The 25,034-nt window shown below is 66.5% G+C and carries 26 protein-coding genes; 11 read left to right on the top strand and 15 right to left on the bottom strand.

From position 1 onward, the window contains the following. Positions 1-128: 128 nt before the first annotated feature. Positions 129-593 (bottom strand): outer membrane lipoprotein, encoded by a 465-nt coding sequence (locus ABKS89_RS07750; RefSeq protein WP_045209875.1) that lies wholly within the window; start codon positions 591-593, stop codon positions 129-131. Between the two features lie 195 nt (positions 594-788). On the opposite strand from ABKS89_RS07750, the gene ABKS89_RS07745 reads away from it, so the two are divergent. Further along, complete coding sequence (locus ABKS89_RS07745; protein WP_138212550.1) at positions 789-1,025, top strand: hypothetical protein; 237 nt, start codon at positions 789-791, stop codon at positions 1,023-1,025. Here the strand turns inward: ABKS89_RS07745 and ABKS89_RS07740 are convergent. The 6 genes from ABKS89_RS07740 to dinG form a co-directional block, all read right to left on the bottom strand. Next, complete coding sequence (locus tag ABKS89_RS07740; RefSeq protein ID WP_348587803.1) at positions 1,010-2,149, bottom strand: glycerate kinase; 1,140 nt, start codon at positions 2,147-2,149, stop codon at positions 1,010-1,012. The two genes, ABKS89_RS07745 and ABKS89_RS07740, sit on opposite strands and share 16 nt — an antisense overlap. Positions 2,150-2,307: 158 nt before the next feature. Continuing rightward, complete coding sequence (gene pdxH, locus ABKS89_RS07735) at positions 2,308-2,955, bottom strand: pyridoxamine 5'-phosphate oxidase (protein WP_138212548.1); 648 nt, start codon at positions 2,953-2,955, stop codon at positions 2,308-2,310. Positions 2,956-3,063: 108 nt separating this feature from the next. Next, a complete protein-coding gene (locus ABKS89_RS07730) occupies positions 3,064-3,876 on the bottom strand; it encodes an OmpA family protein (RefSeq protein ID WP_138212547.1) in 813 nt (270 codons plus the stop codon). A 244-nt stretch (positions 3,877-4,120) separates the two neighbouring features. After that, the gene (locus ABKS89_RS07725) at positions 4,121-5,266 is read right to left on the bottom strand and encodes a serine hydrolase domain-containing protein (protein ID WP_348587804.1); all 1,146 of its coding nucleotides are present in this window, start codon (positions 5,264-5,266) and stop codon (positions 4,121-4,123) included. 118 nt (positions 5,267-5,384) lie between these two features. After that, entirely contained in the window at positions 5,385-7,667 is a 2,283-nt protein-coding gene (locus ABKS89_RS07720) for a beta-galactosidase (RefSeq protein ID WP_348587805.1), read from the bottom strand. A gap of 204 nt (positions 7,668-7,871) precedes the next feature. Beyond that, entirely contained in the window at positions 7,872-10,016 is a 2,145-nt protein-coding gene (dinG, locus tag ABKS89_RS07715) for an ATP-dependent DNA helicase DinG (RefSeq protein WP_348587806.1), read from the bottom strand. Between the two features lie 122 nt (positions 10,017-10,138). Between dinG and ABKS89_RS07710 the strand changes: the two genes are divergently transcribed. Then, positions 10,139-10,603: a CopD family protein gene (locus ABKS89_RS07710; protein ID WP_348587807.1), complete on the top strand. Its 465-nt coding sequence runs from the start codon at positions 10,139-10,141 to the stop codon at positions 10,601-10,603. A gap of 63 nt (positions 10,604-10,666) precedes the next feature. On the opposite strand, the gene ABKS89_RS07705 is transcribed toward ABKS89_RS07710, so the two are convergent. From ABKS89_RS07705 to ABKS89_RS07695, 3 genes are all read right to left on the bottom strand, one after another. Beyond that, positions 10,667-11,431, bottom strand: coding sequence for a collagen-like protein (locus ABKS89_RS07705; RefSeq protein WP_348587808.1), 765 nt, complete (start codon positions 11,429-11,431; stop codon positions 10,667-10,669). After that, the gene (locus ABKS89_RS07700) at positions 11,424-11,726 is read right to left on the bottom strand and encodes a DUF1145 domain-containing protein (RefSeq protein ID WP_138212541.1); all 303 of its coding nucleotides are present in this window, start codon (positions 11,724-11,726) and stop codon (positions 11,424-11,426) included. The genes ABKS89_RS07705 and ABKS89_RS07700 overlap by 8 nt, the downstream gene beginning before the upstream one ends. Before the next feature lie 120 nt (positions 11,727-11,846). Then, positions 11,847-12,479, bottom strand: coding sequence for an OmpA family protein (locus tag ABKS89_RS07695; RefSeq protein WP_081517735.1), 633 nt, complete (start codon positions 12,477-12,479; stop codon positions 11,847-11,849). 140 nt (positions 12,480-12,619) lie between these two features. Here ABKS89_RS07695 and ABKS89_RS07690 point away from each other — a divergent pair, with 140 nt between their 5' ends. From ABKS89_RS07690 to ABKS89_RS07680, 3 genes are all read left to right on the top strand, one after another. After that, a complete protein-coding gene (locus ABKS89_RS07690) occupies positions 12,620-13,108 on the top strand; it encodes a DUF6231 family protein (RefSeq protein WP_348587809.1) in 489 nt (162 codons plus the stop codon). A 2-nt stretch (positions 13,109-13,110) separates the two neighbouring features. Then, positions 13,111-13,584: a YchJ family protein gene (locus ABKS89_RS07685; RefSeq protein WP_138212539.1), complete on the top strand. Its 474-nt coding sequence runs from the start codon at positions 13,111-13,113 to the stop codon at positions 13,582-13,584. 123 nt (positions 13,585-13,707) lie between these two features. After that, positions 13,708-14,334: a trimeric intracellular cation channel family protein gene (locus ABKS89_RS07680; protein ID WP_138212538.1), complete on the top strand. Its 627-nt coding sequence runs from the start codon at positions 13,708-13,710 to the stop codon at positions 14,332-14,334. Here ABKS89_RS07680 and ABKS89_RS07675 read toward each other — a convergent pair whose 3' ends face one another. Continuing rightward, complete coding sequence (locus ABKS89_RS07675; protein WP_348587810.1) at positions 14,335-14,883, bottom strand: hypothetical protein; 549 nt, start codon at positions 14,881-14,883, stop codon at positions 14,335-14,337. It abuts the gene before it with no gap. Between the two features lie 122 nt (positions 14,884-15,005). On the opposite strand from ABKS89_RS07675, the gene ABKS89_RS07670 reads away from it, so the two are divergent. From ABKS89_RS07670 to ABKS89_RS07655, 4 genes are all read left to right on the top strand, one after another. Next, complete coding sequence (locus tag ABKS89_RS07670; RefSeq protein ID WP_348587811.1) at positions 15,006-15,491, top strand: LEA/WHy family protein; 486 nt, start codon at positions 15,006-15,008, stop codon at positions 15,489-15,491. Positions 15,492-15,499: 8 nt separating this feature from the next. Further along, the gene (locus ABKS89_RS07665; protein WP_045209858.1) at positions 15,500-15,700 is read left to right on the top strand and encodes an SEC-C metal-binding domain-containing protein; all 201 of its coding nucleotides are present in this window, start codon (positions 15,500-15,502) and stop codon (positions 15,698-15,700) included. 170 nt (positions 15,701-15,870) lie between these two features. Further along, the gene (locus ABKS89_RS07660) at positions 15,871-18,411 is read left to right on the top strand and encodes a penicillin acylase family protein (RefSeq protein WP_348587812.1); all 2,541 of its coding nucleotides are present in this window, start codon (positions 15,871-15,873) and stop codon (positions 18,409-18,411) included. Between the two features lie 197 nt (positions 18,412-18,608). Further along, the gene (locus ABKS89_RS07655; RefSeq protein ID WP_348587813.1) at positions 18,609-19,166 is read left to right on the top strand and encodes an AAA family ATPase; all 558 of its coding nucleotides are present in this window, start codon (positions 18,609-18,611) and stop codon (positions 19,164-19,166) included. On the opposite strand, the gene ABKS89_RS07650 is transcribed toward ABKS89_RS07655, so the two are convergent. Together ABKS89_RS07650 and dcd are read right to left on the bottom strand one after the other, a co-directional pair. Continuing rightward, the gene (locus ABKS89_RS07650; protein ID WP_348587814.1) at positions 19,140-19,730 is read right to left on the bottom strand and encodes a hypothetical protein; all 591 of its coding nucleotides are present in this window, start codon (positions 19,728-19,730) and stop codon (positions 19,140-19,142) included. The two genes, ABKS89_RS07655 and ABKS89_RS07650, sit on opposite strands and share 27 nt — an antisense overlap. A gap of 25 nt (positions 19,731-19,755) precedes the next feature. Beyond that, positions 19,756-20,322 (bottom strand): dCTP deaminase, encoded by a 567-nt coding sequence (dcd, locus tag ABKS89_RS07645; protein WP_017521037.1) that lies wholly within the window; start codon positions 20,320-20,322, stop codon positions 19,756-19,758. A gap of 97 nt (positions 20,323-20,419) precedes the next feature. On the opposite strand from dcd, the gene ABKS89_RS07640 reads away from it, so the two are divergent. After that, positions 20,420-20,962, top strand: a complete 543-nt coding sequence (locus ABKS89_RS07640) for a rod shape-determining protein (protein WP_348587815.1) — start codon at positions 20,420-20,422, stop codon at positions 20,960-20,962. Between the two features lie 4 nt (positions 20,963-20,966). Here the strand turns inward: ABKS89_RS07640 and ABKS89_RS07635 are convergent, their stop codons facing one another. Both ABKS89_RS07635 and apbC read right to left on the bottom strand, forming a co-directional pair. Then, the gene (locus ABKS89_RS07635) at positions 20,967-21,581 is read right to left on the bottom strand and encodes a hypothetical protein (RefSeq protein ID WP_348587816.1); all 615 of its coding nucleotides are present in this window, start codon (positions 21,579-21,581) and stop codon (positions 20,967-20,969) included. 15 nt (positions 21,582-21,596) lie between these two features. After that, a complete protein-coding gene (apbC, locus tag ABKS89_RS07630) occupies positions 21,597-22,691 on the bottom strand; it encodes an iron-sulfur cluster carrier protein ApbC (RefSeq protein ID WP_138212531.1) in 1,095 nt (364 codons plus the stop codon). 289 nt (positions 22,692-22,980) lie between these two features. Between apbC and metG the strand changes: the two genes are divergently transcribed. Beyond that, on the top strand, positions 22,981-25,014 hold the full coding sequence (metG, locus tag ABKS89_RS07625) for a methionine--tRNA ligase (RefSeq protein ID WP_348587817.1): 2,034 nt from the start codon (positions 22,981-22,983) through the stop codon (positions 25,012-25,014). Positions 25,015-25,034: the final 20 nt, after the last annotated feature.

Below are 25,034 nucleotides of genomic sequence, written 5' to 3'. Positions count from 1 at the left end.
AAGCTTGCGCCGCGCCGGCAGTGGGCTGCGGCAGATTTTCCTATGCCCCAAACGATAGCGCGCGACAGTCGGGTCGACTGTCGCGCGCTGGGTTTCGCGGGCTGCCACGGCTGGGCAGCCGATGCCGGTCAGTGAGCGACGCGGCTGGTACCGTTGACGGTCAGGATGCGCACGCGCTCGCCGACGCGGAACACGGCACCTTCGTCGACCTGCTGGACGTAGGCGCGGGTGCTGCCGTCGTCTTCGCGGACGGTGATTTCCACACCCTGGGTGCGGGTCAGGCCTTCTTCGGTGGCCGCACCGAGCAGGCCGCCGGCGACGGCGCCGATGATCGCGGTGACATAGCTGCCCTTGCCGCCACCGATGGCGCTGCCGCCGATACCACCAACGGCGGCGCCGGCAACGGAGCCGATGGGAGTCTTGGTGCCTTCGATCTTCACCGGGCGCAGGGCCTGGATGGTACCCATGCGAACGTTCTGCACGGTACGTGCTTCTTCACGGGTGTAGGTGTCGCCGGTCAGACTGGACTGGCAACCACCGAGGGTCATGGCCAGGGCCGCGAAAGTCACGGCGATCAGGGCAGTTTTACGCATTAGGGAACCTCCGAGTAGGGCTACGGCTATTAGACTCCGACGGCAGCCCGCCTGTCACGCCAGGTCATGAAACATGCTGATCTCGATTCAGCTTTCGTACAGTTTGTGCCAGATCCTCGGAAAACGCCTGCCCTGGCTCAGTTTTTCGTGCAGCACGATGGGTTAGCCTTGCAGCCGCAGAAGGAGCAGCCGTCCATGGACTATTTCATTATCGTCGTCACCACCGCCGCCGGCCTGTATTTCCACTGGTGGATCTACTGGCGCATCCGCCGCTGGATGGACCGCGACCTGGCGCTGTCGCTGGCCGGCGATGATCCGCAGAAACGTATCTATCTGTTGCAGCGCCTGGCCGATGCCAAGCGCGAGAAAGTGAAGCGCCGCGACCTGCCTGATTGGCTGCAGCGCGCCGCAGACGCCTACCGCGCGGCCTGAGCCAGCGACCAGAAGCGCGCCAGCGCCTCGGCGCGGTTTTCCAGTTCCTGCGCCGCCCGGGCGCAGGCATCGGCCAGGGTGATGGGCCCCGGCGCCAGGCTGAACGCTGCTTCGATTCCCACTTCACGCAATTCGGCAAGCCCTTCGCCGACGCTGCCCGCCAGCGCGATCACCGGCACGCCCACGCGCCGGGCGACATGGGCCACGCCCACCGGCGTCTTGCCGTGCAGGCTCTGGCCATCCAGCCGCCCTTCCCCGGTGATGACCAGCGATGCGCCAGCCAGCGCCGGTTCCAGCTCCGACAACTCGGCGATCAGCTCGATGCCCGGACGGAAGCGCGCCTTGAGGAAAGCCCGGCAGGCGAAGCCCAGGCCACCCGCCGCACCGACGCCAGGGAACAGGCTGTGATCCTGCCCCAGGGCCAGCGCCGCAACTTCGGCGAAACGTTTGAGTGCGGCGTCCAGCTGCTGCACCTGCGCCGGGTTCGCGCCCTTCTGCGGACCGAAGACGGACGATGCGCCGTGGGGGCCGCAAAGGGGATTGTTCACGTCGGCGGCCACTTCGACCTCGACTGAGGCCAGTCGCGGGTCGAGGTTTGACAGGTCGATTCGGTCCAGTTCCGCGAGCCGCGCGCCACCGGCACCCAGTTCCTTGCCCTGGCCATCGAGGAAACTCACACCCAGCGCCTGCAGCAGGCCCAGGCCGCCGTCGTTTGTTGCACTGCCGCCCAGGCCGATGATGATCTTCTTCGCACCCGCATCCAGCGCTTCGCGGATCAGCTCGCCGGTGCCGCGGCTGGTGGTGCGGGTGGCGTCGCGCTGCCCTTCCGGGACCCAGTGCAGGCCACTGGCGGCAGCCATCTCGATCACCGCGGTGGCGCCCTCCAGCCAGCCCCAGTGGGCTTTCACGGGCTGCTCCAGCGGGCCGCAGACATCCAGCTCGCGGCGCTCGCCCGGCCGCGCCGCCAGCACCGCGTCCACCGTGCCTTCGCCGCCGTCGGCCATGGGCCGCAGCAGGGTTTCGTCGGCTGGCCGCGCGCGCAGCCAGCCACAGGAAATGGCCTCGGCGACCTCGGGGGCGGAGAGGCTTTCCTTGAAGGAGTCGGGAGCGATGACGACTTTCATGGGGACAGGTCCGTTGTGCGGGAGGATGCAGGGCATCCTACACCGCCAACCGCGTAGGCAATGTCCCTGCGCGGGCCTGTTTCACTGTAGGAGCGCGCCATGCGCGCGATCGCGGGCATGGCCCGCTCCTACAAATGGGCCGGGCGTTCGACGAAGGTTCAGGGCGCCAGGCGCTCGCGCACCCAGGCGCCATCTTCGTTGCGGAAATTGAGGCGGTCGTGCAGGCGACTCGGGCGGCCCTGCCAGAACTCGATGCGGCTCGGCAGCAGGCGGTAGCCGCCCCAAAAGTCCGGGCAGCTCGGCGCGCTGTCGGCGAAGCGTTGCTCGGTCTCGGCCAGCAGCTGCTCCAGCTCGCCACGGCCGTCGATCACCCGGCTCTGCGGCGATGCCCAGGCGCCCAGGCGGCTGCCCAGCGGGCGCACACGGTAGTAGGCAGCGGACTCTTCGCTGGAGACCTTCTCGACCCGTCCCTCGATGCGCACCTGGCGTTCCAGCGCCGGCCAGAAGAAGGTCATGGCCGCGCGCGGGTTTTCCCCGAGCTGCTGGCCCTTGGCGCTTTCGTAGTTGCTGAAGAAGGTGAAGCCGCGCTCGTCCAGGCCCTTGAGCAGGAGCACGCGGCAGTGCGGCTGGCCGTCGGCGTCCACGGTGGCGAGCATCATCGCGTTGGGTTCGACCGGCAGTTGCTCGGTCTTCACCGCGTCCTCGAACCACTGGTTGAACAGGCTGAAGGGTTCGGCGGGTGCCTGGGTCTCGGTCAGTCCGTCACGGGTGTATTCGCGGCGCATATCGGCCAGGGTCTGAGCCATCGGAAATCTCCTGCAGAAGAAGTCCTTAAGCTTATCCAGAGTTGCGCCTTCGCGCTTGATCCACGACAAGCGTCATTCCGGCTGGAATGACGCTGTGCGCGCAAGGGATCAGTTGGCCTGGGCGAGTGCCAGCAGGCTGGTGCGCTGGGTCACCAGCACTTCGACGCGGCGGTTCAGCGCACGGCCTTCGGCACTGGCGTTGTCGGCGCGCGGCAGGCTGGAGCCGACGCCCTTCAGGCGCAGGCGGTCGGCGCCCAGGCCGCTCAGGCGGAAGATCGAGGATACCGCCTGGGCACGCTGCAGGCTGACCTTGTCGTTGAGCGCCTTGTCGCCCGAGCTGTCGCTGTGGCCGAGCACCAGCACGCCACTTTCCGGGTCGTTCTGCAGCATCTTCGCCACGTTGCCCAGCGGCGCCAGGGTGATCGGCAGCAGCAGTTCAGGACGCTTGGGGTTGAACGAGCCTTCCACCGGCGCGATCAGCACCAGGGCGTTCTCGCGGCGCTCGACGGTGAACTTGCTGCCCGCGACAGCGGCACGCAGGGACTGCTCATGCTGGTCCAGCCATTCCTTGCTGACCTTGGTGTCCTGCGGCTTGGCCGCCTTGTCGGCGCCCGGCTTGCTGTCGCTCACGCCGAACGGCCACCACCAGTGGCCACCGGGCTGCTGGCTGCCAGCGGCGGCGACCTTGGTCGCCTCGACGGGCTTCTTCTCCGGCGCGGGAGCCGCAGCGCTCACCTCCTCGTCGCCACCGAAGGGCCACCACCAGTGGCCGGTGCCCGGCTTGGCGGCGGCTGCAGCGCTTTCCGTGGTTTTCGCCGGGTCCTTGGCCTGATCCTGAGACTGGAACTGGCTGCAGGCGGAAAGGCCGACGCACAGCGCAAGGGTGGAGACTTTCAGCGAATTCGAGAACAGCAGGTTCATGGGGGCGATTCCATAAAGTCGGAACATGAAGAGAGGCCGGGTGCGGCTGGCAGGCAGCAGCATCCTGACTTCAGCAATCAGCTTAAGAGTTGTACATAACTTACTCAGTTGGAACGAGATTTTATTCCCGAACTGACGAGCGGCGCATGGCTGTGCGCAGGAGAAGGCCGTCGCGGCCAGCGCGACGGCAAATGCGGACGACCTTAAGAAGGCGCAGCGGGAGGAAGGTTCCTCCCGCTCGTCGTTACAGGCAGTCGCCGGCGAGGCGGGCCAGGCGCTGGGCGCGCGGGTCCATCAGCACGTAGGGGCCAAGGGTGTTGACGACGAAGCCCAGGGCCAGCTCGCGCTCGGGGTCGGCGAAACCGATGGAGCCACCGGCTCCCGGATGCCCGAAGGCCTGCGGGCCCAAGCCGTAGGTGGCGTTGGCCACGCTCGGCTGGTCAAGCATGCAACCCAACCCGAAACGCGTACAGGTCAATAAGGTTCGATCCTCGCCAACGGCATGCTCACGGGTGAGTTCGGCCAACAGCGCTTCGTCCAGCAACTTGCCCTGCAGCAGGCCCGTGTAGAAGCCGGCCAGCGAGCGCGCATTGCCGTGGCCGTTGGCCGCCGGCTGCGACATGCGCCGCCATTCGGGCTTGTTGGTGCTGGTGAGCACCGAAGGCGGATTGGTGAAGGCGCGGGTGGAGAGCGCGGCGGCATCGGTCATCATGGTCCGCAACAGGCGTTGCGCGGCAGCGTCCCCCAGGTTGCCCTTGCCCCGGGCGATGTGCGCGACGCGGTGGAATTCGCTGTCATCCAGGCCGATATGGAAATCCAGCCCCAACGGCTCGGCGGTGCGCGCGATGATGGCGGCTCCGGGTTCGCGGCCGTCGACACGGCGGATGACTTCGCCGATCAGCCAACCATAGGTGATGGGGGCATAGCCGTGCTCAAGGCCCGGCGTCCACCAAGGCGTCTCGGCAGCCAGCGCGGCGGTCATGGTCGACCAGTCATACAGCGCCTCGGGCGCCAGCGGCTGGCGGATCGCCGGCAGGCCCGCGCGATGGCAGAGCAGCTGGCGCACGGTGATGGTCTGTTTGCCGGCCTGCTCGAACTCCGGCCAGTAGCGGGCCACCGGGGCGTCCAGCTCCAGGCGCCCCTCGCCCACCAGTTGCAGCGCGGCGACGGCGGCGAAGGTCTTGGTGCAAGAGAACAGGTTGAGCAGCGTATCGGCCTGCCAGTCCTGGCCCGGCTCCTTGCCCGCGCTGCCGGCCCAGAGATCGACCACGGTTTCGCCGCCGACCTGGATGCATAGCGCTGCGCCGCGCTCCTGCGGGTCTTCGAACAGCGCACTGAAGGCATCGGCAACGGGGGTGAAGCGCGGATCACAGTGGCCGTTCAGGGTCATCTCAAGCTCCGGAAATGCACATACTCAGGGACGGAAAGTGCGGAAGACGCCATTCTTTCAGCGCGCTCCGCCCCTGGGAACCCTGCCGAAGGCAGAGTGCGGCTTCACGAATGACGGATCATTGCTCCGAGGCCTGTTCCTCGTCGTCGCTGTCGTCAGAGGCTGGCGCGGGTTTGGGCTGCGGCTCCGGCGCCACCTTGGCCGCGGCGCGGGCCTGTTCGTCGATGCCCTTGAGCGTCTGCTGGTTGGCCTTGCGTACGGCGTCGACGAAGCTGGTGAACGGCAGGTCGGTGATGCCGACCAGGCCGATGTGACCGTTCTCGCCGTCGAGCAGGCGGCCGGTCACCGGCTGGTCGAGGTACTGGAACCAGTGCGCACCGACGATGTTCGGCTCCTTCGCGGCCTCGGCGAGGAAGCGCTGGTACGCCTCGCCCCGCTGCTGCTCGTTGTACACCTCGGCAACACCGCCCCAGAACGGCCCGCGATCACGGGAGCCGAAGTGGAATTCGGTGATCAGCACCGGCTTGTCCAGGCTGCGCACGTAGTTGGCGTCGAACCCCTGCTGCGGCAGCGGCACGTAGAGGTTGAAGCTGAGGATGTCGCAGTACTGCGCACAGGAGGCCAGTGCTTCCGGCGTGCTGACGGCGAAGCGCGGGCCGAGCAGCAGGTGGTTGGGCGCGTGCCACTGCAGCGAGTCTTTCAGGGTCTTGAAGTACTGGTCGGCGTACAGGCGCAGGAAGGCACTGTAGTCCTGGGCGATGGCCGGGTGCGCCTCGCTCGGCACCGGCGCCTGGTAGCCCGGCGCGTCGAGGTCCTCCCAGGAGCCCAGCTGCACGCCCCAGGCCTCGGCGAGCTGATCGTGATCCTCGTACTTGTCCTTGAGTTGCTTGATGAAGGCACGCTTGGCCGGGCTGTCGGTGGACAGCTTGAGCGTGCCGAAAGCCAGGGCGAAGTGCGCCTGGTCATCGTCGCCACGACCGGCCCAGGCCAGTTCGTTGTCGGCGTAGTAACCCAGCAGCCAGGCGTCCTCGCGGTGGTCGCGGGCGGCGATGGCGATGGCGCGTTCGGCGGCCATGGCGAAGCGCGGGTCGAACGGGTCGGGCATGGCGCCCCACCAGTCGTAGCCGGTGCTGACGGTGGCGTAGTCGCCGCTGATGGACAGCGGCACGCTGTACGGCATGCGCGGATCGTCGGCGAAGGCCGGATCGCTCCAGTCGCCGAGGGTATTGAAGCCCCAGGAACCGAGGCGCTGCACAGTGCGCTCGCGCCAGGCCGCCGCCGCGGCGTCAGCGCTCAGGCCACCGTCGGCACGGAAGCGGTTGGCGGCGTAGAAGTCGAACCAGCGGCCGTTGCCGAACGCGCGGCCCTGCTGGGCGCCGACGCCACTGCGGTCATCGCGCTGGCCGTAGAAGGTGGCCAGCGGCTCGTCTTCCTTGGGCAGGCTGGCGAACATGTACTCGCGGCCTTCCACATAGGTCTGGCTGCTGTCGGCGTTCACCGCGTTGACGCCCATGGACCAGAACGAATGCCCTTCCGGCGTCACCAGCCACCAGCGGCCGTTGCGCTTTTCGGTGCGGAAGAAGCCGGTGCCCTCGAAGGCCGGGCCGTCCAGCAGGCCGCCAAAGGCGTCTCGGCCGGGCGCCGGCTGCCACTTCTTCAACTGCTCGCCTTCGGCTTTCCAGGCGTTGGCCAGTTGTTCGGGGCTCTTCATCTTCTCCGGCCAGTCGCTGCGGGTGGACTGGCCGAAAGCGTCGACGATACCGGTGTACGCCTTGTGGTATTCGTCGTTGCCGGCGCGGGTGCCGAAGCGGCCGACGAGGATGTCCTGCGCCGCCTTGGGCGAGGTGAGGAACAACTTCACCGCACCGACCTGGCTGCGGTTCAGCTCGCCCGTGACCTTGCTCGCCAGCAGCAGGCGCTGGCCGTCCTGGGTGACGGGCATGGGCACGCCGGCACGCATGCCGAAGTCTTCCGGGGCGATGGCGTGCAGCGGGATCACCAGGGTCTGCGCCGGGCCCGGCGGCAGGGCGATGCTCGCGCGCAGGCCGGGAGCGCCGGCGACGCCTTCGATTTCCACTTCCAGGGTGATGGCCCAGTCCATGGCGTTCTGCAGGCGCAGGCTGACGCTGTCGGCCTGGGACCAGTCCCAACTGCCAGTGGAAGGCGCAAGACGCAGGGTCGGTTGCGGCGCGGGGTTGAAGTTCACCCGGCGGAGGATTTCGCCTTCGGGCGTGGCCTCGGCGGTGGAACTGGGCAGGTCGGCGTTCTGCGTGGTGACGCTGACCACGGCCATCGGCTTGACGAAGTTGAACAGGGTTTCATTGCCGCCAGCCGACCAGGCCGGGGCGCTGGCGATGGCCAGGCTGAGCAGCAGAGGCAGATGCCAACGTGGAGCAATCATTTGTCCTTGTCCTTACTACACACCGCCGCAAGGCGGGCGCTGAATTCAACCAGGAAGCATTTTCCGCTCAGGACTCAAGGATCTTGCGAGCTAGAGCAGAACAAGGCGGAAGCTGGCCCGGGAGCGGAGTTTACACGCAGTAAATGAGCATTCCGGGCCAGCTTCCAACGCAGTTACGCCGACGCGCAGCTGATCAAACTCCAATCAGGCGATTTCTCGGCGGAACGGCGGTAACGCGTTAAGAATGGCCTTGCCGTAGCGCTGCGTCACCACGCGGCGGTCCAGCAGGGTAATGGTGCCGCGGTCCTGCTCGGTCCGCAGCAGGCGGCCGCAGGCCTGCACCAGGCGCAGCGAGGCGTCGGGCACGGCGATCTCCATGAAGGGATTGCCGCCGCGCGCCTCGATCCATTCCGACAGCGCCGCTTCCACCGGGTCATCCGGCACGGCAAAGGGAATCTTGGCGATCACCACATGCTCGCAATAGGCGCCGGGCAGGTCCACGCCTTCGGAGAAGCTGGCCAGGCCGAACAGCACGCTCGGCTCACCATCGTCGACCCGCGAGCGGTGCTTGTTCAGGGTTTCCTGCTTGGACAGGTTGCCCTGGATCAGCACGCGCTTGCGCCAGTCGCGGTCCAGACCGTCGAAGACTTCCTGCATCTGCTTGCGCGAGGAGAACAGGATCAGCGAACCGCGCGAGCCTTCGACGATCTGCGGCAGCTCGCGGATGATCGCCGCGGTGTGGGCGGCGGCATCGCGCGGGTCGGCCTTGAGGTCCGGCACACGCAGCACGCCGGCGTCGGCATGGTGGAACGGGCTCGGCACCACCGCGGTGACGGCCGCGCGCGGCAGGCCGGCACGCATCCGATAGCGGTCGAAGGTGCCCAGCGCGGTGAGGGTCGCGGAGGTCACCAGCACGCCGTAGGCCACGTTCCACAGGTTGCGGCGCAGGGTCTCGGCGGCGAGTATCGGGCTGGCGTTGGCCTCGATATCGTAGAAGGTGCCGCTCTCGGCGAGGGTCAGCCAGCGCGCCATCGGCGGGCTGTCTTCCGGGTCCTCGCTGGTGAAGGCGGTCCACAGCTCCCAGTTGCCCTGGGCGCGGGACAACAGGCTGCCGAACAGCGGGTACCACTCCTCGGCCTGGTGGCTGGCGATGCCGACGCTGCCCTCCCCGTCCATGGCTTCCTTGAGCAGTTCGGTGAGGCGGGTGAAGAGGTCGGTGAGCTTGGAGAAGCCCTTCTTCAGCTCGATGCCCATCTCGCGGATGTGCTCGGGGATCACCCCACCCTCGAAGCGATGGCGTGGGCGCTCGCGGCCTTCCATGTCCTCGCCCGCACGGAAGTCGCCGACTTCCTCGCAGGCGGTGAACATGAACTGCTGGTGCGTGCGCAGCTCGCGGGCCAGTTCCGGCACCTGTTCGATCAGGCGGCCGAGGTCGCCTGGCAGAGGGTTCTGCGCCAGCAGCTTGGTCAGGTTCTTCTCCACCTGGCCCAGCCAGTCGGCGGTGGCGCGCAGGCGGGTGAAGTGGGCGAAGTGGCCGATGGCCTTGTCCGGCAGGTGGTGGCCTTCGTCGAACACGTAGAGGGTTTCACGCGGGTCCGGCAGGATCGCACCGCCGCCCAGGGCGAGGTCGGCCAGCACCAGGTCATGGTTGGTGACGATCACGTCGACCTTGGTCATGCCTTCGCGCGCCTTGTAGAAGGCGCACTGCTGGAAGTTCGGGCAATGGCGGTTGGTGCACTGGCTGTGGTCGGTGGTGACCTGCGCCCACTGCGCGTCCTCGATGGCCTCGGGCCAGGAGTCGCGGTCACCGTCCCAGCGGTTGCCGGCCAGACGCTCGATCATCTGGTTGAACAGCTTGCTGGAGGTCTCGTCCACATCGATGCGGAAGCCTTCCTCCTCGAACAGCTGGGCGGTGGCGCTCTGCGCCTGGCCTTCCTGCAGCAGGTGGTCGAGCTTGGACAGGCACATGTAGCGCCCGCGTCCCTTGGCCAGGGCGAAGCTGAACGACAGCCCGGAGTTGCGCAGCAGGTCGGGCAGGTCCTTGTGGACGATCTGCTCCTGCAGGGCGACGGTGGCGGTGGCGACTACAAGACGCTTGCCGGCGGCCTTGGCGCAGGCGATGGCGGCGAGGCTGTAGGCGACGGTCTTGCCGGTGCCGGTGCCGGCTTCCACGGCGACCACGGCGGCATCGCCCAGGCGATGGCCTTCTTCGTCGCTGGCGATGGTCCCCAGGACCTTGGCGACTTCGGCGATCATCAGGCGCTGGCCGTAGCGCGGCTTGAGTTCCTTGGCCTCGAGGAAGCGCGAGTAGGCGCCCTGGATCGTGGCCTTGAGTTCGGTGCTGAGCATGGACTTCCCGGGCCCCGGAGCGTGCCTTGAGGACACATCCGGATGCTGGATAAATTTTCAGTGGTTCGAATCGGCGGCTATGATAGCGCGCTTGACTTCAATCGCCAGCGGAGATCGTCCGAATGACACCCTTTGCCTTCGTCTATGCCCTGCACGTCCTGGCCGCCCTGGTCTGGGTGGGCGGCATGTTCTTCGCCTGGATGATCCTGCGCCCGGCCGCCGTCGCCGCGCTGGAGGCACCGCCCCGGCTGAAGCTGTGGCTGGAGGTGTTCCCGCGCTTCTTCCGCTGGGTGTGGGCGGCGGTGATCCTGCTGCCGGTGACCGGGGTGGGCATGCTGCACCTGAGCTTCAACGGCATGGCCGGCGCACCGCGCTATGTGCAGGTGATGATGGGCCTGTACGTGGCGATGCTCGCGCTGTTCCTGCGCATCCAGGCGCTGCAGCTGCCGGAACTGCGCCGCGCGGTGGGCGCAGAGGACTGGCCGGCCGGCGGCGCCGCGCTGGGCAAGATCCGCAAGACCGTGGGCCTGAACCTGCTGATCGGCATGGCGCTGGTGGCATTCGTCGCCGCGCGCCCGCACTGGTAAGACCCGCACCGCAAAAAAAAGCCCGCCCGGTTACCGGGCGGGCTTTTTTTCAGGCACGTCGATTCAGAAGCGCTTCACGTCCAGGCGGCCTTCGCTGCCCTTGGAGCCTTCCGCTCCGCCCTGACCTTCCGCGCCGGGTTTCTCGCCCGCCACCGAATAGAACCAGCAGCCCTTCTCGCTACTGCGCGGACCGGCCTTGCCGGGCTTGCCGCCGGCTCCGCCAGCGCCGCCTTCCAGGCGCACGCGGACCTTCTCGACGTCGAACTGCTCCGGCACTTCCAGACGCACCACGCCGCCGGAGGCGCCAGTCTGGCCGTCGGCGCCGTTCTGGCCGTCACCGGCGGACTTCCCGCTGCCCCACAGGCACCCGGAAGTCTGCGCGCTGCCGCCGTCCAGGCCGTCATAGCCCGGCGCGCCGACGCCACCGCGGACGTCGATCAGCAGGTTTTCCACCGCCACATCCTGCAGCCGCAGCACCAGGTTGCGGCCGCCGCTGGCGGTCTTCTCGAAGCTGCCGGAACTGCCTTGCGCGGCGATCACGCTGCCGTCGGCAAGGTTGCCGTGCTGCACTTCGATCTCCAGCGCATCGTCGCCGGGGAACACGCCGATCCGCGCATTCTTCGCCAGGTCCAGCTCGCCGATCTTCAGCTCCTTGACCCGCGAAGGGATCAGCAGCGCGCCTTCCGGGCCGACGCTGATACGGTCCAGGCTCAGGCTCTCACCCTTCACCGGCAGGCGCAGCACGGTATTGGCCTCCACCGAGACAGTGCCGGCGGCCGAACACGCCAGCGGGGCGAACAGCGCCAGGCCCAGCAACGACTTACGCATGGGTATCTCCTTCTACTTTTGCGGATGCCGGTTGCGCCGCTGCCGGCTGCGGCAGGGTAGCGAAATGGAAGACGCCGAACAGCAGGATCTGCAGGCGGTCCATGCCCGGATGCGGGCGGCCCTGCAGACGCTTGCGCAGCGCCGCGACTTCGACAATGTGGATCAGCAGGATCAGCGCACCCGCCGCATTGAGCAGCAGCGCGAAGGGATGTGCGAAGGGTTGGATCAGGTTCGCCAGCACCGCCAGCCAGAACAACAGGGCAATCAGTTTGCCCAGCCCCAACAACGCTTTCATGAAATGCCCCCGTGTTTTTCTTTGCCGGGGAACATACGCCTCTGCTCCGGCCTGTGCCAGTGGCAACCGGGAATGACAAAGGGGGCCACGAGGGCCCCCTTTGCGCAGATCACGCCGGACTTACTGACGGGTGATCTTGATTTCCACGCGACGGTTCTCGGCGCGGCCTTCCTTGGTCTTGTTGTCCGCAACCGGCTGGCTCTCGCCATAACCGACGACCGACTTGATGCTGCTGGCAGGTACGCCAGAGTCGACCAGGTAGTTGGATACGGCGTTGGCGCGGCGTTCGGACAGTTTCTGGTTGTAGGCGTCGGTACCGATGCTGTCGGTGTGACCGCCGATGTTCAGCTCGGTGCTCGCGGCCTCACCCTTCAGGCGGGTAGCGATGGTGTCGAGCTTGTCCTTGTCCTGCGCATCGATCTTCGACGAGTCGAAGGCGAAGTGCAGGTCACGCACCACGATGGTCTCTTCCTTGGGCAGCGGAGCCGGAGCAGGCTCAGGAGCCGGTGCAGGCGGCGGAACTTCGGCCACTTGCTCCTCGGCGCCATGCACCCAGCAGTAGGACGCCCCCAGCACACCACCAATCAGGGCCCCCCAACCGGCCCAGGCGCTGCTTTCGATGGAACCCAGACCGGCGCCGCCGACACCGCCAACCACGGCGCAGGTTGGCCAATCGGACTTCTGCAACCCTGCGCAGCCGGTGAGCAACGTGCTTACCAGCAGCAGGGGTAAAGCGGTCCTTGTGATGCTCATAAAGTTATGTCTCCTCTAATGATCGGGTCTTGACCGACAATTACCGAGTAAAGACGTGACTGACAGAATGCGCCAGCACTAGGCCATATGGGTGTCACACGCTAGTCTTCGTTCATTATTTTTCGCCTTCGACGAGCCTCATGATTTCGACACGCACGCCGCAACAAGCCCTTGCCGCCCTGCTCGATCGCTACGCGCCGCAGCGCCTCCTGCTGGTGGGTGCCAGCCAGATCCCGGCGGTGGACGCCTTCCTCGCGGCGCATCCGGATTGCGAGCTGTTTCACGCCGACGCCGGCGGCCTGCCGGCGGAACTCGCCGGCCAGCGCTATGACCTCGCGCTGCTGGCCGACTGCCTGGAACACCTGCCGCGCCGCGAAGCGCAGCAACTGGTGGGCGGCATCCGCAACCTCAACAGCAGCCGCGTGGCCGTGCTGGTCGACCTCGACGCCGCCCAGGCGCAGGACGCCGACTTCTACGCCCTGGCCATGCAGGCCAGCGAGCGCTTCCAGCGCGACGCCCAGGTGATCACCCTGTTCACCTACGATCTGCACGAATACAAACAGGTCCCGGACTGGCTCAACGCGAAGTTCTGGGCCAACCCGGAAAACTTCGGCAAGTACTGGTGGTGACCATGATCGAACCGACCTGCCCCTGCGGCAGTGGCCGCCCATTGCCCGACTGCTGCGGGCGCTTCCATGCCGGCGTCGCGGCGCCCACCGCCGAGGCGCTGATGCGCTCGCGCTACAGCGCCTACGCGCTGGGCCTGGTGGATTACCTGCGCGACACGACGCTGCCCGCCCAGCAACAGGGCCTGGACCTCGACGCGATCCGCACCTGGAGCCTGGGCAGCACCTGGCTGGGCCTGGAAGTGGTGAGCCATGAAGTGCTCGGCGGCCAGCCGGAACATGCACGAGTGACCTTCATTGCACGCTGGCACGATGCCGGCGGCGAACACAGCCACCGCGAGTGTTCGGGATTCGTCCAGCGCGACGGGCGCTGGTACTTCCTCGACCCCACCGTAGCGATGAAGCTGGGACGCAACGACCCGTGCCCCTGCGGCGCCGGCGGCAAGCTGAAGAAATGCTGCGGGCCCTGGATTGAGTAGGACAGCATCGAGTGAGGCGCGAACTCGCCCCACTTGGGGGCGTTCGGTGTCTGGGCTAGAATCCGCGCTTTTTTCCGGGGCGGCGGAGTTTTGCCGCACCGGCTACCCCTGCCGGACCTCGCCATGCTGCTGACCGTTCTCTACATCATCGCCATCACCGCCGAAGCCATGACCGGCGCGCTGTCCGCCGGCCGGCGGAGCATGGACCTGTTTGGCGTGGTGCTGGTGGCCTGCGTCACCGCCCTGGGCGGCGGTTCGGTGCGCGACATGCTGCTGGGGCACTACCCGCTGACCTGGGTGCGTCACCCGGAGTACCTGGCACTGACGGCTGGCGCCGCGCTGTTCACCGTGTTCATCGCCCCGCTGATGCGCCACCTGCGCTCGATGTTCCTCGCGCTGGACGCCGTGGGTCTGGTGGCCTTCACCCTGATCGGTTGCCAGGTCAGCCTGGAGATGGGCCACAGTCTGCTGATCGCCGCCGTGAGCGGGGTGATCACCGGGGTGTTCGGCGGCATCCTGCGGGACATCTTCTGCAACGACGTGCCGCTGATCTTCCGCCGCGAGCTGTACGCCAGCGTGTCCTTCGCCAGCGCCTGGTGCTACCTGATCTGCCTGCAGATCGACCTGCCCAAGGAGCAGGCCATGCTGATCACCCTGTTCTCCGGCTTCCTGTTCCGCATGCTGGCGATCCGTTTCCGCTGGGAAATGCCCAAGTTCGTCTACAAGGACGACCCGCACCAGGGCGACTGATCAGTCCTGCAGCTTGAGGTGGCTGGTGTCCGGCGCAGGCGCTGCCGGCTCCGGCTTGGCCTGGCCCATGTCGCTGCCTACCGGGGCGACGCTGAACTGGCTGAGGTCCACCCGTGGCGCCTGGGCCTCGGGCTTCTCGTCCTGCAGGTCGGTGCCCACCGGGGCCAGGCCGAAGTCCGGCGCATCCACATCGGCGAAAGCGGCCATGTACTCGTCACGCGGCGCCACCGTCAGGCGCCCCTGCGACGCTGCCGGCTGTACCGGTGCGCTGACAGGCTCGGCGGGCGGCGGCGGGGCCAGCTCGATCTCCTCGATCTGGGCGTCCATGTCGACCACTTCGACGACAGCGCCGGCGCGCTCGATCACACTGCGGTACTTTTCCGCGGCCTCGGCATCGAGGTTGTTCTTGATCACCATGCGGCGACCGGAGAACAGCAGTTCGATGCGCTGTGCGTCGGCCTGGAACAGCCTGGCCAGGTTGGCTTTCACCGTCTCGAGCTGAGCACCCGGGACAGTCTGTCCCGAAAAGGCAATCTCATAGCGGCTCATCTTCACTCTCCTGTGTTAACCCGCCGGTTACATTCGGCCAGTATGGTGCAGCTTCTTTTAACGTAACAACAACTTGCGGCCGAGCAGGTGCTTGGTACACTGGGGCGTCTTGAGGGGTAGACATGAATTATCAGGCGCAAATGATAAGAATTCTCAGCCTGCTCTGGCTGTTCAGCCTCGTCTCCGGCTGCGGCTGGATGTCAGGCAATTTCGAGCAACCCGACGTGAAGCTGCAAAAAGTAGACGTCGTGAAAGCTCGTTTGCTGGAGCAGGAGTTCGTCCTGCATTTCCGCATCGACAACCCGAACGACTTCAGCCTTCCGGTTCGCGGCCTGGCCTACAAGGTCAAGTTGAACGATATCGACCTGGCCGAAGGCGAGTCGAATAACTGGTTCACAGTGCCCGCCAACGGCCACGAAACCTTCGAAGTACCGGTGACCACCAACCTGTGGCGGCACATGAAGTACATCGTCAAGCTGCTGGAAGACCCGGACAAGCCGATCCGCTATCGCCTCGACGGTGAAGTGAAGACCGGCCTGCTCTTCGGACAGAGCGTGCACATCGCCCGCAATGGCGAGATAATTCCCGGCGATTTCATCCCCGAGTGAGCGTCACCATGAGCCAGGAACCCCACGTACACGGTCCGAACTGCAACCACGACCACGATCATGACCACCACCATGATCACGGCCACGTGCACGGCCCGCACTGCAACCACAGCCAGGAGCCGGCGCGTAACCCGCTCAAGGATGTGGGCCGCAACGATCCTTGCCCCTGCGGCAGCGGCAGCAAGTACAAGAAGTGCCACGGCGCCTGACCCAGGCCCCGAGCACTGCGAAGAAGGCCCGCCCAGCGCGGGCCTTCTGCTGTCCGGCCTCACTATTCGTCGGCTGCTGAAAATCCCGTCGCGCGCGGCTTGCGCAGCTATCCTCGGCTCACTAACGTAGCGCCTTTTCCGCGACCCTCTTCGTGCAGGAGCACATCCCCATGGCCCCGCGAGCCTTCCGCCGGCTTCCCAGCTTCGGCCTTGCCGCCACCCTCAGCGCCGCTGTCAGCCTCACCGGCTGCCAGGGCTGGCTCAACGACCGCTATGCAGGCAGTCTGCCGCCGAGCTACGGCGTGCAGCCGATCAAGGGCCTGGCAGACAACGTGTCGATCCGCCGCAACAGCCTGGGGATGCCGCTGATCGAGACCAGCACCTTCCACGATGCGCTGTTCACCCTGGGCTACGTGCATGCCAGCGACCGCATCAGCCAGATGGTCGGCCTGCGCCTGATGGCCCAGGGTCGCCTGTCCGAGATGGTCGGCCCCGGCGCCCTGGAGACCGACCGTTTCATGCGCACGGTGAACCTGAAGAAGGCCGCCGATGCGCTCTATGCCGGCTCCTCGCCACGCCTGAAGCGCTTCTTCGAGACCTACGCGCGCGGCGTCAACGCCTACCTGTACCGCTACCGCGACAAGCTGCCGATGGACCTCGCCGAGTCCGGCTACCGTCCCGAGTACTGGAAGGCCGAAGACTCCGCGCTGGTCTTCAGCCTGCTGAACTTCGGCCTGGCGGTGAACCTGCAGGAGGAGATCGCTTCCCTGGTGCTCGCGCAGAAGGTCGGCGCCGACAAGCTGCCCTGGCTGACGCCGATCTACCCGGACGAAGCGCTGCCCTTCGAGGAAGCCGAGAAACTCAAGGGCCTGCGCCTGGACGGCAGCATCGCCGGCCTCGACGCCCTCGACCGCGCCGCCGGGCAAGTCGCCTCGCTGCAGATGATGGGCGTCGCCGCCTCCAACAACTGGGCCATCGCCCCGCAGCGCACGCGCAGCGGCAAGAGCATCCTGGCCAACGACACCCACCTGCCGCTGTCCATGCCCTCGGTGTGGAACTACGTGCAGATCCGCTCGCCCAAGTACAACGCCGCGGGTGTCTCCATCGCCGGCGTGCCGGGCGTGGTCGCCGGCTTCAACGGCAAGCTGGCCTGGGGCATGACCATGGTCATGGGCGACAACCAGGACCTCTTCCTCGAGCAGGTGAAGCGCCAGGGCAGCAAGCTCTACTACCTCGCCGACGGCCAGTGGAAGCCCGCCATCGAGCGCAACGAGACCTTCTTCATCAAGGGTCAGAGCCCGATCCGCGAAGTCATCTACGAGACCCGCCACGGCCCGCTGCTCAACAGCGCGCTGGGCGAGCGCAAGCACGACCTGCAACCGCTGCCGCTGTCCAGCGGCTACGGCATCGCCTACCAGAGCATCCAGGGCGAAACCGACCGCACCCTCGACGCCTTCTTCGACCTGTCCCGCGCGAAGAACGTCGAGCAGGCCTTCGACGCCACCCGCGACGTGCGCGCGATGGCGCTGAACATCGTGTTCGCCGACGAGAAGCACATCGGCTGGCAGGTCACCGGGCGCTTCCCCAACCGCAAGGAAGGCCGCGGCCTGCTGCCCTCCCCCGGCTGGGACGGTCGCTATGACTGGGACGGCTACGCCGACCCGATCCTGCACCCGTCCGACCAGGACCCAGCGCAGGGCTGGCTGGGCACCGCCAACCACCGCAGCGTGCAGCCGGGCTACGGCGCGCAGCTGTCCAGCTCCTGGTACTACCCGGAGCGCTACGAGCGCATCGCCCAGCTCGCCGGCGGCAGCAAGAGCCACGACTACCGCAGCATGATCGCCATGCAGTACGACCAGACCACGCCGTTCGCCGGCAAGCTGCAGTCGATGCTGGACGCGCCGGGCATGGCGCAGCCGCTGAAGAAAGCCATCGACGCCCTGCCCGCCGACCAGCGCGCCCGCGCCCGCGAAGCGCTGGACCGGATCATGGCCTTCGACGGCAAGCTCTCGGCCACCTCCGGTGATGCCGCGCTCTACGAAGCCTTCCTGCAGGAAAGCACCAAACAGATCTTCCTCGACGAACTGGGCCCGGAAGACAGCCCGTCCTGGAAGGCCTTCGTCGAGACTGCCAACCTCTCCTACTCGGCCCAGGCCGACCACCTGCTGGGCCGCGACGACAGCCCGTTCTGGGATGACACCCGCACCCCGCAGAAGGAAGACAAGCCGGCGATCCTCGCCCGCAGCCTGGCCGCCGCCACCGCCTTCTGCGAGCAGAAGCTGGGCAGCGACCGCCACGCCTGGCAGTGGGGCAAGCTGCACACCTACGAGTGGGTCAGCGACAGCACCAAGATGGCGCCGAACCTGAGCGCCGGCGACCGCGCCAGCCTGGGCGCGATCAAGGGCTACCTGGACCGTGGCCCCTACCCGGCCGGCGGCGACCACAGCACGCTGAACGTCTCGGCCTACCACTGGGGCCAGGACTTCAACACCTGGCTGATCCCGGCCATGCGCCTCGTCGTCGACTTCGGCCAGAGCGAGCCGATGATGGGCCTCAACAGCAGCGGCCAGTCCGGCAACCCGGCCAGCCCGCACTACGCCGACGGCATCGATGCCTGGCTGAAGGGCAACTACATGAGCTTCCCCTTCCAGTCGCAGAACCTGGAGAAGGTCTACGGCGTGAAACGCCTGACGCTGGTACCGGAGAAGTGATGATCTGAAAAATATTCCGGGGAGCCGGGAACTTGGCTCCCGCCCCGGAATCAGATTTGTCGACTTACTCCATGATCATTTTCAGGCACCCTCTGGGTGCCTTTCTTTTTTCCCCGCCCCGTTTCCGCTGCACCTCCCTTCGCACCCCCTTCCCCGGCTGGTACTCCCTCGCATCCTTTCCTACAGGAGTCATCGCCATGTCCGAATCCCTCATCGTCATCACCGGCGGCCCCGGCGCCGGCAAGAGCACGCTGCTCGACCATCTGCACCAGCATCACGACCTGAACGTCGTCGAGGAAGGCGGTCGGGCTATCATCCGCGAGCAACTGGCCCATGGCGGCGATGCACTGCCGTGGGCAGACCGGGAGGCCTACTGCCGGAAAATGTTCGAGCACGCATTGACGACCCGCGAGCAAGCGCTCGCTGCGGGTGGACTATGGCTGTTCGATCGCGGCCTGCCGGATGTGCTGGGCTATGCGCGGCTCTGCGGCCTGCCGGTTCCCGAAGCGCTGCAAACCGCTGCCGAGGCACTGCGCTACCGGCGGACCGTGTTCCTGGCGCCAGCGTGGGAAGCCATCTACCGCAACGACGCCGAACGCCGGCAGGACTTCATCGAAGCGCAGCGAACGGCGGCGGTGATGGCCGAGGTGTACGAGCAGTGGGGATATCGAGTCGTGCGCTTGCCGCTCGCGGGCCTGGAGGAACGAGCGGCCTTTGTGCTGGAAGTCCTAGGGACGGTTCATCACGCCCATTGAGGCAGCAGCGGCAGGCGGTTCGGGAATACTCACGCTGAGGGACACCACGACCTGACGGCTCTCGCCCTGGATGCCGTAGTCGTCGGAGTTGCCATAGCCCAGCCAGACTTCGCTGTTGCCACTCATGCGGACATCGGACAGCTCGTCGCCGTCACCTTCGTGGCCATTGAGCCAGCCGGAGGCGGCACCGCGCTCCTGCCCCAGATGCAGCGTGCCCTCCACGGCGAAGGTCAGCGGGTCCTTGCCCGGCTCGACCTGATCCAGCCAACCAAGGAACAGCGAAGGAGTGAATCGGCTGTGCAGCCAGCAGCGAACCTGCGTGAGGCGCTGGTTCTTGAACACCAGCAGCGTGGCGTTGCCGTAGAGCAGGCCCTGCTCACCGCCACGCATGGGCAAGCGCGCCGTGGGCTCGCCCAGGCGCTCGACGAATTGGCTCAGGGGAGCGTTGGACGGCAGGCCGAACACTTCGCCACCGGGAGTGACGTTGAGTTCGGCTGCCGTCAGATGGCCGCTGGCGCCCAGCAACAGGGCGCAAAGCAGGCCCCGCAATCCTTGCGAGGTCATGTCCGTTTCTCTCTGTGCGGCGCGATCAGGCCTTGGGCAGGGTGACGCCGGTCTGGCCCTGGTACTTGCCGCCGCGATCGCGGTAGGACACTTCGCAGGCTTCGTCCGACTGCAGGAACAGCATCTGCGCCACGCCTTCGTGGGCGTAGATCTTCGCCGGCAGGTTGGTGGTGTTGGAGAATTCCAGGGTCACGTGGCCTTCCCACTCGGGTTCCAGCGGGGTCACGTTGACGATGATGCCGCAACGCGCGTAGGTGCTCTTGCCCAGGCAGATGGTCAGCACGTCGCGCGGGATGCGGAAGTACTCGACGGTGCGGGCCAGGGCGAAGGAGTTCGGCGGGATGATGCAGACGTCGCTGTTGATGTCCACGAAGCTCTTCTCGTCGAAGTTCTTCGGATCGACCACGGCCGAGTGGATGTTGGTGAACACCTTGAATTCGGCGGCGCAGCGTACGTCGTAGCCGTAGCTGGAAACACCGTAGGAAATCACCCGGCTGTCATCGGCACCGCGAATCTGGCGCTCGACGAACGGCTCGATCATGCCGTGTTCCTGAGCCATGCGGCGAATCCACTTGTCCGATTTGATGCTCATGGCGGGTGTCCTGTGCGGCGGTTGAAAAAAGAAGGCGAATCTTACCGGGCGTCACAATTTCCGGCAAAGGGTGCGGCCGGATGGTCGACGCTCAAGCGTGGATTTGCGTAACCTGCTGTGCATCGACTCATGGAAGAGGCCGCCTATGCTTGATCATTTTTCGTCCACCCTGTACCTGAAACTCTCCCGACAGTGGATCAGCGGCGTGGCGCTCCCTGCCGGCGAAGTATTTGGCGAACCGCCCCTGCTGGCCCTGCGCTACGAGGATGGCAAACCCAGGGTCCTGGCGTCCGGCGAGGCCGCCCAGCAGCTCCAGGGCCAGGAGGGCGTCGAAATCGTAAACGGCTTCGACCATCCCCGCTCCTTGCTGGCCAATTTCTCCTTCGCCGAGATGACCCTGAAGCTGCTGGTCGGCCGACTCGTGCCCAGGTCTCTGCTCAAGGCCGCGCCAGTGCTGATCCTGCACCCGCAGGAACTCCTCGAAGGCGGCCTGACGCAGGTGGAAGTCCGCGGGCTGTATGAGCTCTGCCGCGGGGCCGGAGCGCGCAAGGTGCGCCTCTGGACCGGGCGCGAGCTCACCCAGGACGAATTGCGCAGCGGTCAGTTTCCCGCCGGTGCCGGGACGGAATGGTTTCCGTAAGCCCTCAGGGCAGCCAGTGCGTGCGCAGCTTGCGCTGGTCCACCGAGAAACGCAGCCAGTCTTCGGCATAGCCGTCGGCGCAATCGCACTCGGCGCCGGGCACGGCCTCGCGCACCAGGCGCAGGTCGACGCCTTGTGGCGACTGGCGCAGCACCAGACTGGCGGTTTTCAGCAGGCCTTCCACCGCACCGGGATCGCCCAGGCGCTTGTCCACCACCTGGAGCGTGGCGAGGTCCAGCAGCAGCGCATCCACCACCGGCAGGCCGGGGCGGTTGTCGCGCACCACGAGCAGCAGACCGAGGCCATTGCCCATGTCCAGCAGCGGCACTGGGTCGCAGGCGCTCGTCGGGCTGCCGAGCAGGCCGGTGGCGTGGTAGAGGGCTGGCGGCAGCGGCAGGGTCATGCTGGAGCCGTCGGCCCGGCGCGCCTGCACGGCCATGTCGTCCTCGAAGGCATCGCCCGAGGCGGAACGAAAGTCCAGGGTCACCGGCTGGCCGCCGATCACGCACGGGGCCTGCCAGCTGGCGGAGTCCTCGTCGGCGCCCCAGGCCACTGAGCCGACGAGGCCCAGGCACGCCGCCAACAGCCAGCCGGCGGCGCGTTTCGCATCCTTGCGCATGGCAGTCCCTGCGTATCAGTCGTCGCTGATGGAGATGTTCGGCATGTCCGGCGCGGCCTTCTCGCTCAAGGCGATGCGCGCGCCGACGCAGCGGGCCATTTCCTGGTAGATCATCGCCAGTTGGCTTTCCGGGTCGGCGATCACGGTGGGCTTGCCGCCGTCAGCCTGCATGCGGATGGCCATGGACAGCGGCAGCGACGCCAGCAGCTCCACGCCGTACTGCGCGGCCAGCTTCTCGCCGCCGCCTTCGCCGAACAGGTGCTCGGCGTGGCCGCAGTTGGAGCAGATGTGCACGGCCATGTTCTCGACCACACCCAGCACCGGGATGTTGACCTTGCGGAACATCTCCACGCCTTTCTTCGCGTCGAGCAGGGCCAGGTCCTGCGGGGTGGTGACGATCACCGAGCCGGCCACCGGAACTTTCTGCGCCAGGGTCAGCTGGATGTCGCCGGTGCCCGGCGGCATGTCGATGACCAGGTAATCCAGGTCGTTCCAGGCGGTCTGGGTAATCAGCTGCAGCAGCGCGCCGGAGACCATCGGGCCGCGCCACACCACCGGGGTGTTGTCGTCGGTGAGGAAGGCCATGGACATGACTTCCACGCCGTGGGCTTCCAGCGGGATGAACCACTTCTGGTCGCGGATCTTCGGCCGGGTGCCTTCGGGGATGCCGAACATGATGCCCTGGCTCGGACCATAGATGTCGGCGTCGAGGATGCCGACCTTGGCACCTTCGCGGGCCAGCGCCAGCGCGAGGTTGGCGGCGGTGGTGGACTTGCCCACGCCGCCCTTGCCGGAGGCCACGGCAATGATGTTCTTGACGTTGCTCATGCCCGGCACCTGCGCCTGGGCCTTGTGCGCGGCGATGTGGGTTTCCACCTTGACCTGGGCCGAGTCGACGCCGTCCAGCGCTTCCAGGGCCATCTGCACGGTCTGCGCCAGGCCGTTCTTGAACAGCCCGGCGGCGTAGCCCAGCTCCAGGGTCAGCGAAATGCGCCCGCCCTGGATGTCCAGCTCGCGCAGGTAGCCGGCGTCCAGCAGGTTCTGGCCGGTGTGAGGGTCGTTGATCTGGCGGAGAAGGTTTTCCACCGTGGCTCGGTTGGCGGCGCCCATGGGTACTCCCGATGAAAGACTGAGCAGAATAGGCGGGCATAGTACGCCTCTCGCCGCCGCCTTGCTCGGGATCATCGGGGGTAGGCGAGGTTCGCGAGCAAGCTCGCCCCTACTAAGAGCAGCCTTGCGCGAGCCCGGACTGTAGGAGCGAGCTTGCTCGCGAACAGCCCGAGCGCCTGATGCTCAAAGGTGAATCAGCCCTTACAGCCAAGCGGGCCACGGATGAAAATTTCGCCCCGCCCCTATATAGTTGCCGATTCCCTCGTTTTAACCGGAACGGCCGATCATCATGTCCGAAGCCCGCAAGATCCTCGTCACCAGCGCCCTGCCCTACGCCAATGGTTCGATCCACCTGGGTCACATGCTGGAGTACATCCAGACCGACATCTGGGTGCGCTTCCAGAAGATGCGTGGCAACCAGGCGGTGTACGTGTGCGCGGACGATGCCCACGGCTCGGCCATCATGCTGCGCGCCGAGCGCGAAGGCATCACCTCCGAGCAACTGATCGACGGCGTGCGCGCCGAGCACATGGCCGACTTCGCCGACTTCCAGGTGAACTTCGACAACTACCACTCGACCCACTCGGAAGAGAACCGCGAGCTGTCCTCGGCCATCTACCTGAAGCTGCGCGACGCCGGCCACATCGCCACCCGTCCGGTGACCCAGTACTTCGACCCGGAAAAGCAGATGTTCCTGGCCGACCGCTTCATCAAGGGCACCTGCCCGAAGTGCGGCACCGCCGACCAGTACGGCGACAACTGCGAAGCCTGCGGCGCGACCTACGCCCCGACCGAGCTGAAGGACCCGAAATCGGCGATCTCCGGCGCCACCCCGGTGCTCAAGGAATCGCTGCACTACTTCTTCAAGCTGCCTGACTTCCAGGACATGCTGCAGCAGTGGACCCGCAGCGGCACCCTGCAGGACTCGGTGGCCAACAAGCTCGCCGAGTGGCTGGATTCCGGCCTGCAGGAGTGGGACATCTCCCGCGATGCGCCCTACTTCGGCTTCGAGATTCCCGACGCGCCGGGCAAGTACTTCTATGTCTGGCTGGACGCGCCTATCGGCTACATGGCCAGCTTCAAGAACCTCTGCGCACGCCGCCCGGAACTGGACTTCGACGCCTACTGGAAAGAAGGCTCCGAGGCCGAGCTGTACCACTTCATCGGCAAGGACATCGTCAACTTCCACGCGCTGTTCTGGCCGGCCATGCTCCAGGGCGCCGGCTACCGCAAGCCGACCGCGGTCAACGTCCACGGCTACCTGACCGTCAACGGCCAGAAGATGTCCAAGTCGCGTGGCACCTTCGTCAAGGCGCGCACCTACCTGGACCACCTGGACCCGGAATACCTGCGCTACTACTACGCCTCCAAGCTGGGCCGCGGCGTGGACGACCTCGACCTGAACCTCGAAGACTTCGTGCAGAAGGTCAACTCCGACCTGGTCGGCAAGGTGGTCAACATCGCCAGCCGTTGCGCCGGCTTCATCCACAAGGGCAACAACGGCCTGCTGGTGGACGCCAATCCGGCGCCGGAACTGGCCGAAGCCTTCCGCAACGCTGCGCCGAGCATCGCTGCCGCCTACGAAGCCCGTGACTTCGGCCGCGCCATGCGCGAGATCATGGCCCTGGCCGACCAGGCCAACGCCTGGATCGCCGACAAGGCCCCATGGTCGCTGAACAAGCAGGAAGGCAAGCAGGACGAAGTCCAGGCCATCTGCGCCCTGGGCGTGAACCTGTTCCGTCAGCTGGTGATCTTCTTGAAGCCAGTGCTGCCGAAGCTGGCCGAAGCCGCCGAAGCCTTCCTCAACGTCGCCCCGCTGAAGTGGGCCGACCACGAGCAACTGCTGGCCAACCACCAGCTGAACCCGTTCAACCCGCTGATGACCCGTATCGAGCCTGCGAAAATCGAAGCCATGATCGAAGCCTCCAAGGAAGACCTCGCCGCCGCCAACAAGCCCGCTGGTAATGGCGAGCTGACCAAGGACCCGCTGGCTGCGGAGATCAACTTCGACGCCTTCGCCGCCGTCGACCTGCGCATCGCGCTGATCGAGAAGTGCGAGTTCGTCGAGGGCGCCGACAAGCTGCTGCGCCTGTCCCTGGACATCGGCGACGAGAAGCGCAACGTGTTCTCCGGCATCAAGAGCGCCTACCCCGACCCGAGCAAGCTCGAAGGCCGCCTGACCCTGTACGTGGCCAACCTGGCCCCGCGCAAGATGAAGTTCGGCATCTCCGAAGGCATGGTCCTGGCTGCCGGCCCCGGCGGTGACGAGATCTACCTGCTGAGCCCGGACAGCGGCGCCAAGCCCGGCCAGCGCGTCAAGTAAAAGGCTGGTCAAGCAAGACG

It is taken from the genome of Pseudomonas sp. LABIM340 (assembly GCF_040017195.2).
In the GTDB taxonomy this organism is placed as follows: domain Bacteria; phylum Pseudomonadota; class Gammaproteobacteria; order Pseudomonadales; family Pseudomonadaceae; genus Pseudomonas.
Note: the sequence above shows the minus strand (reverse complement) of the source record. Positions and strands in the feature narration are given on the sequence as shown.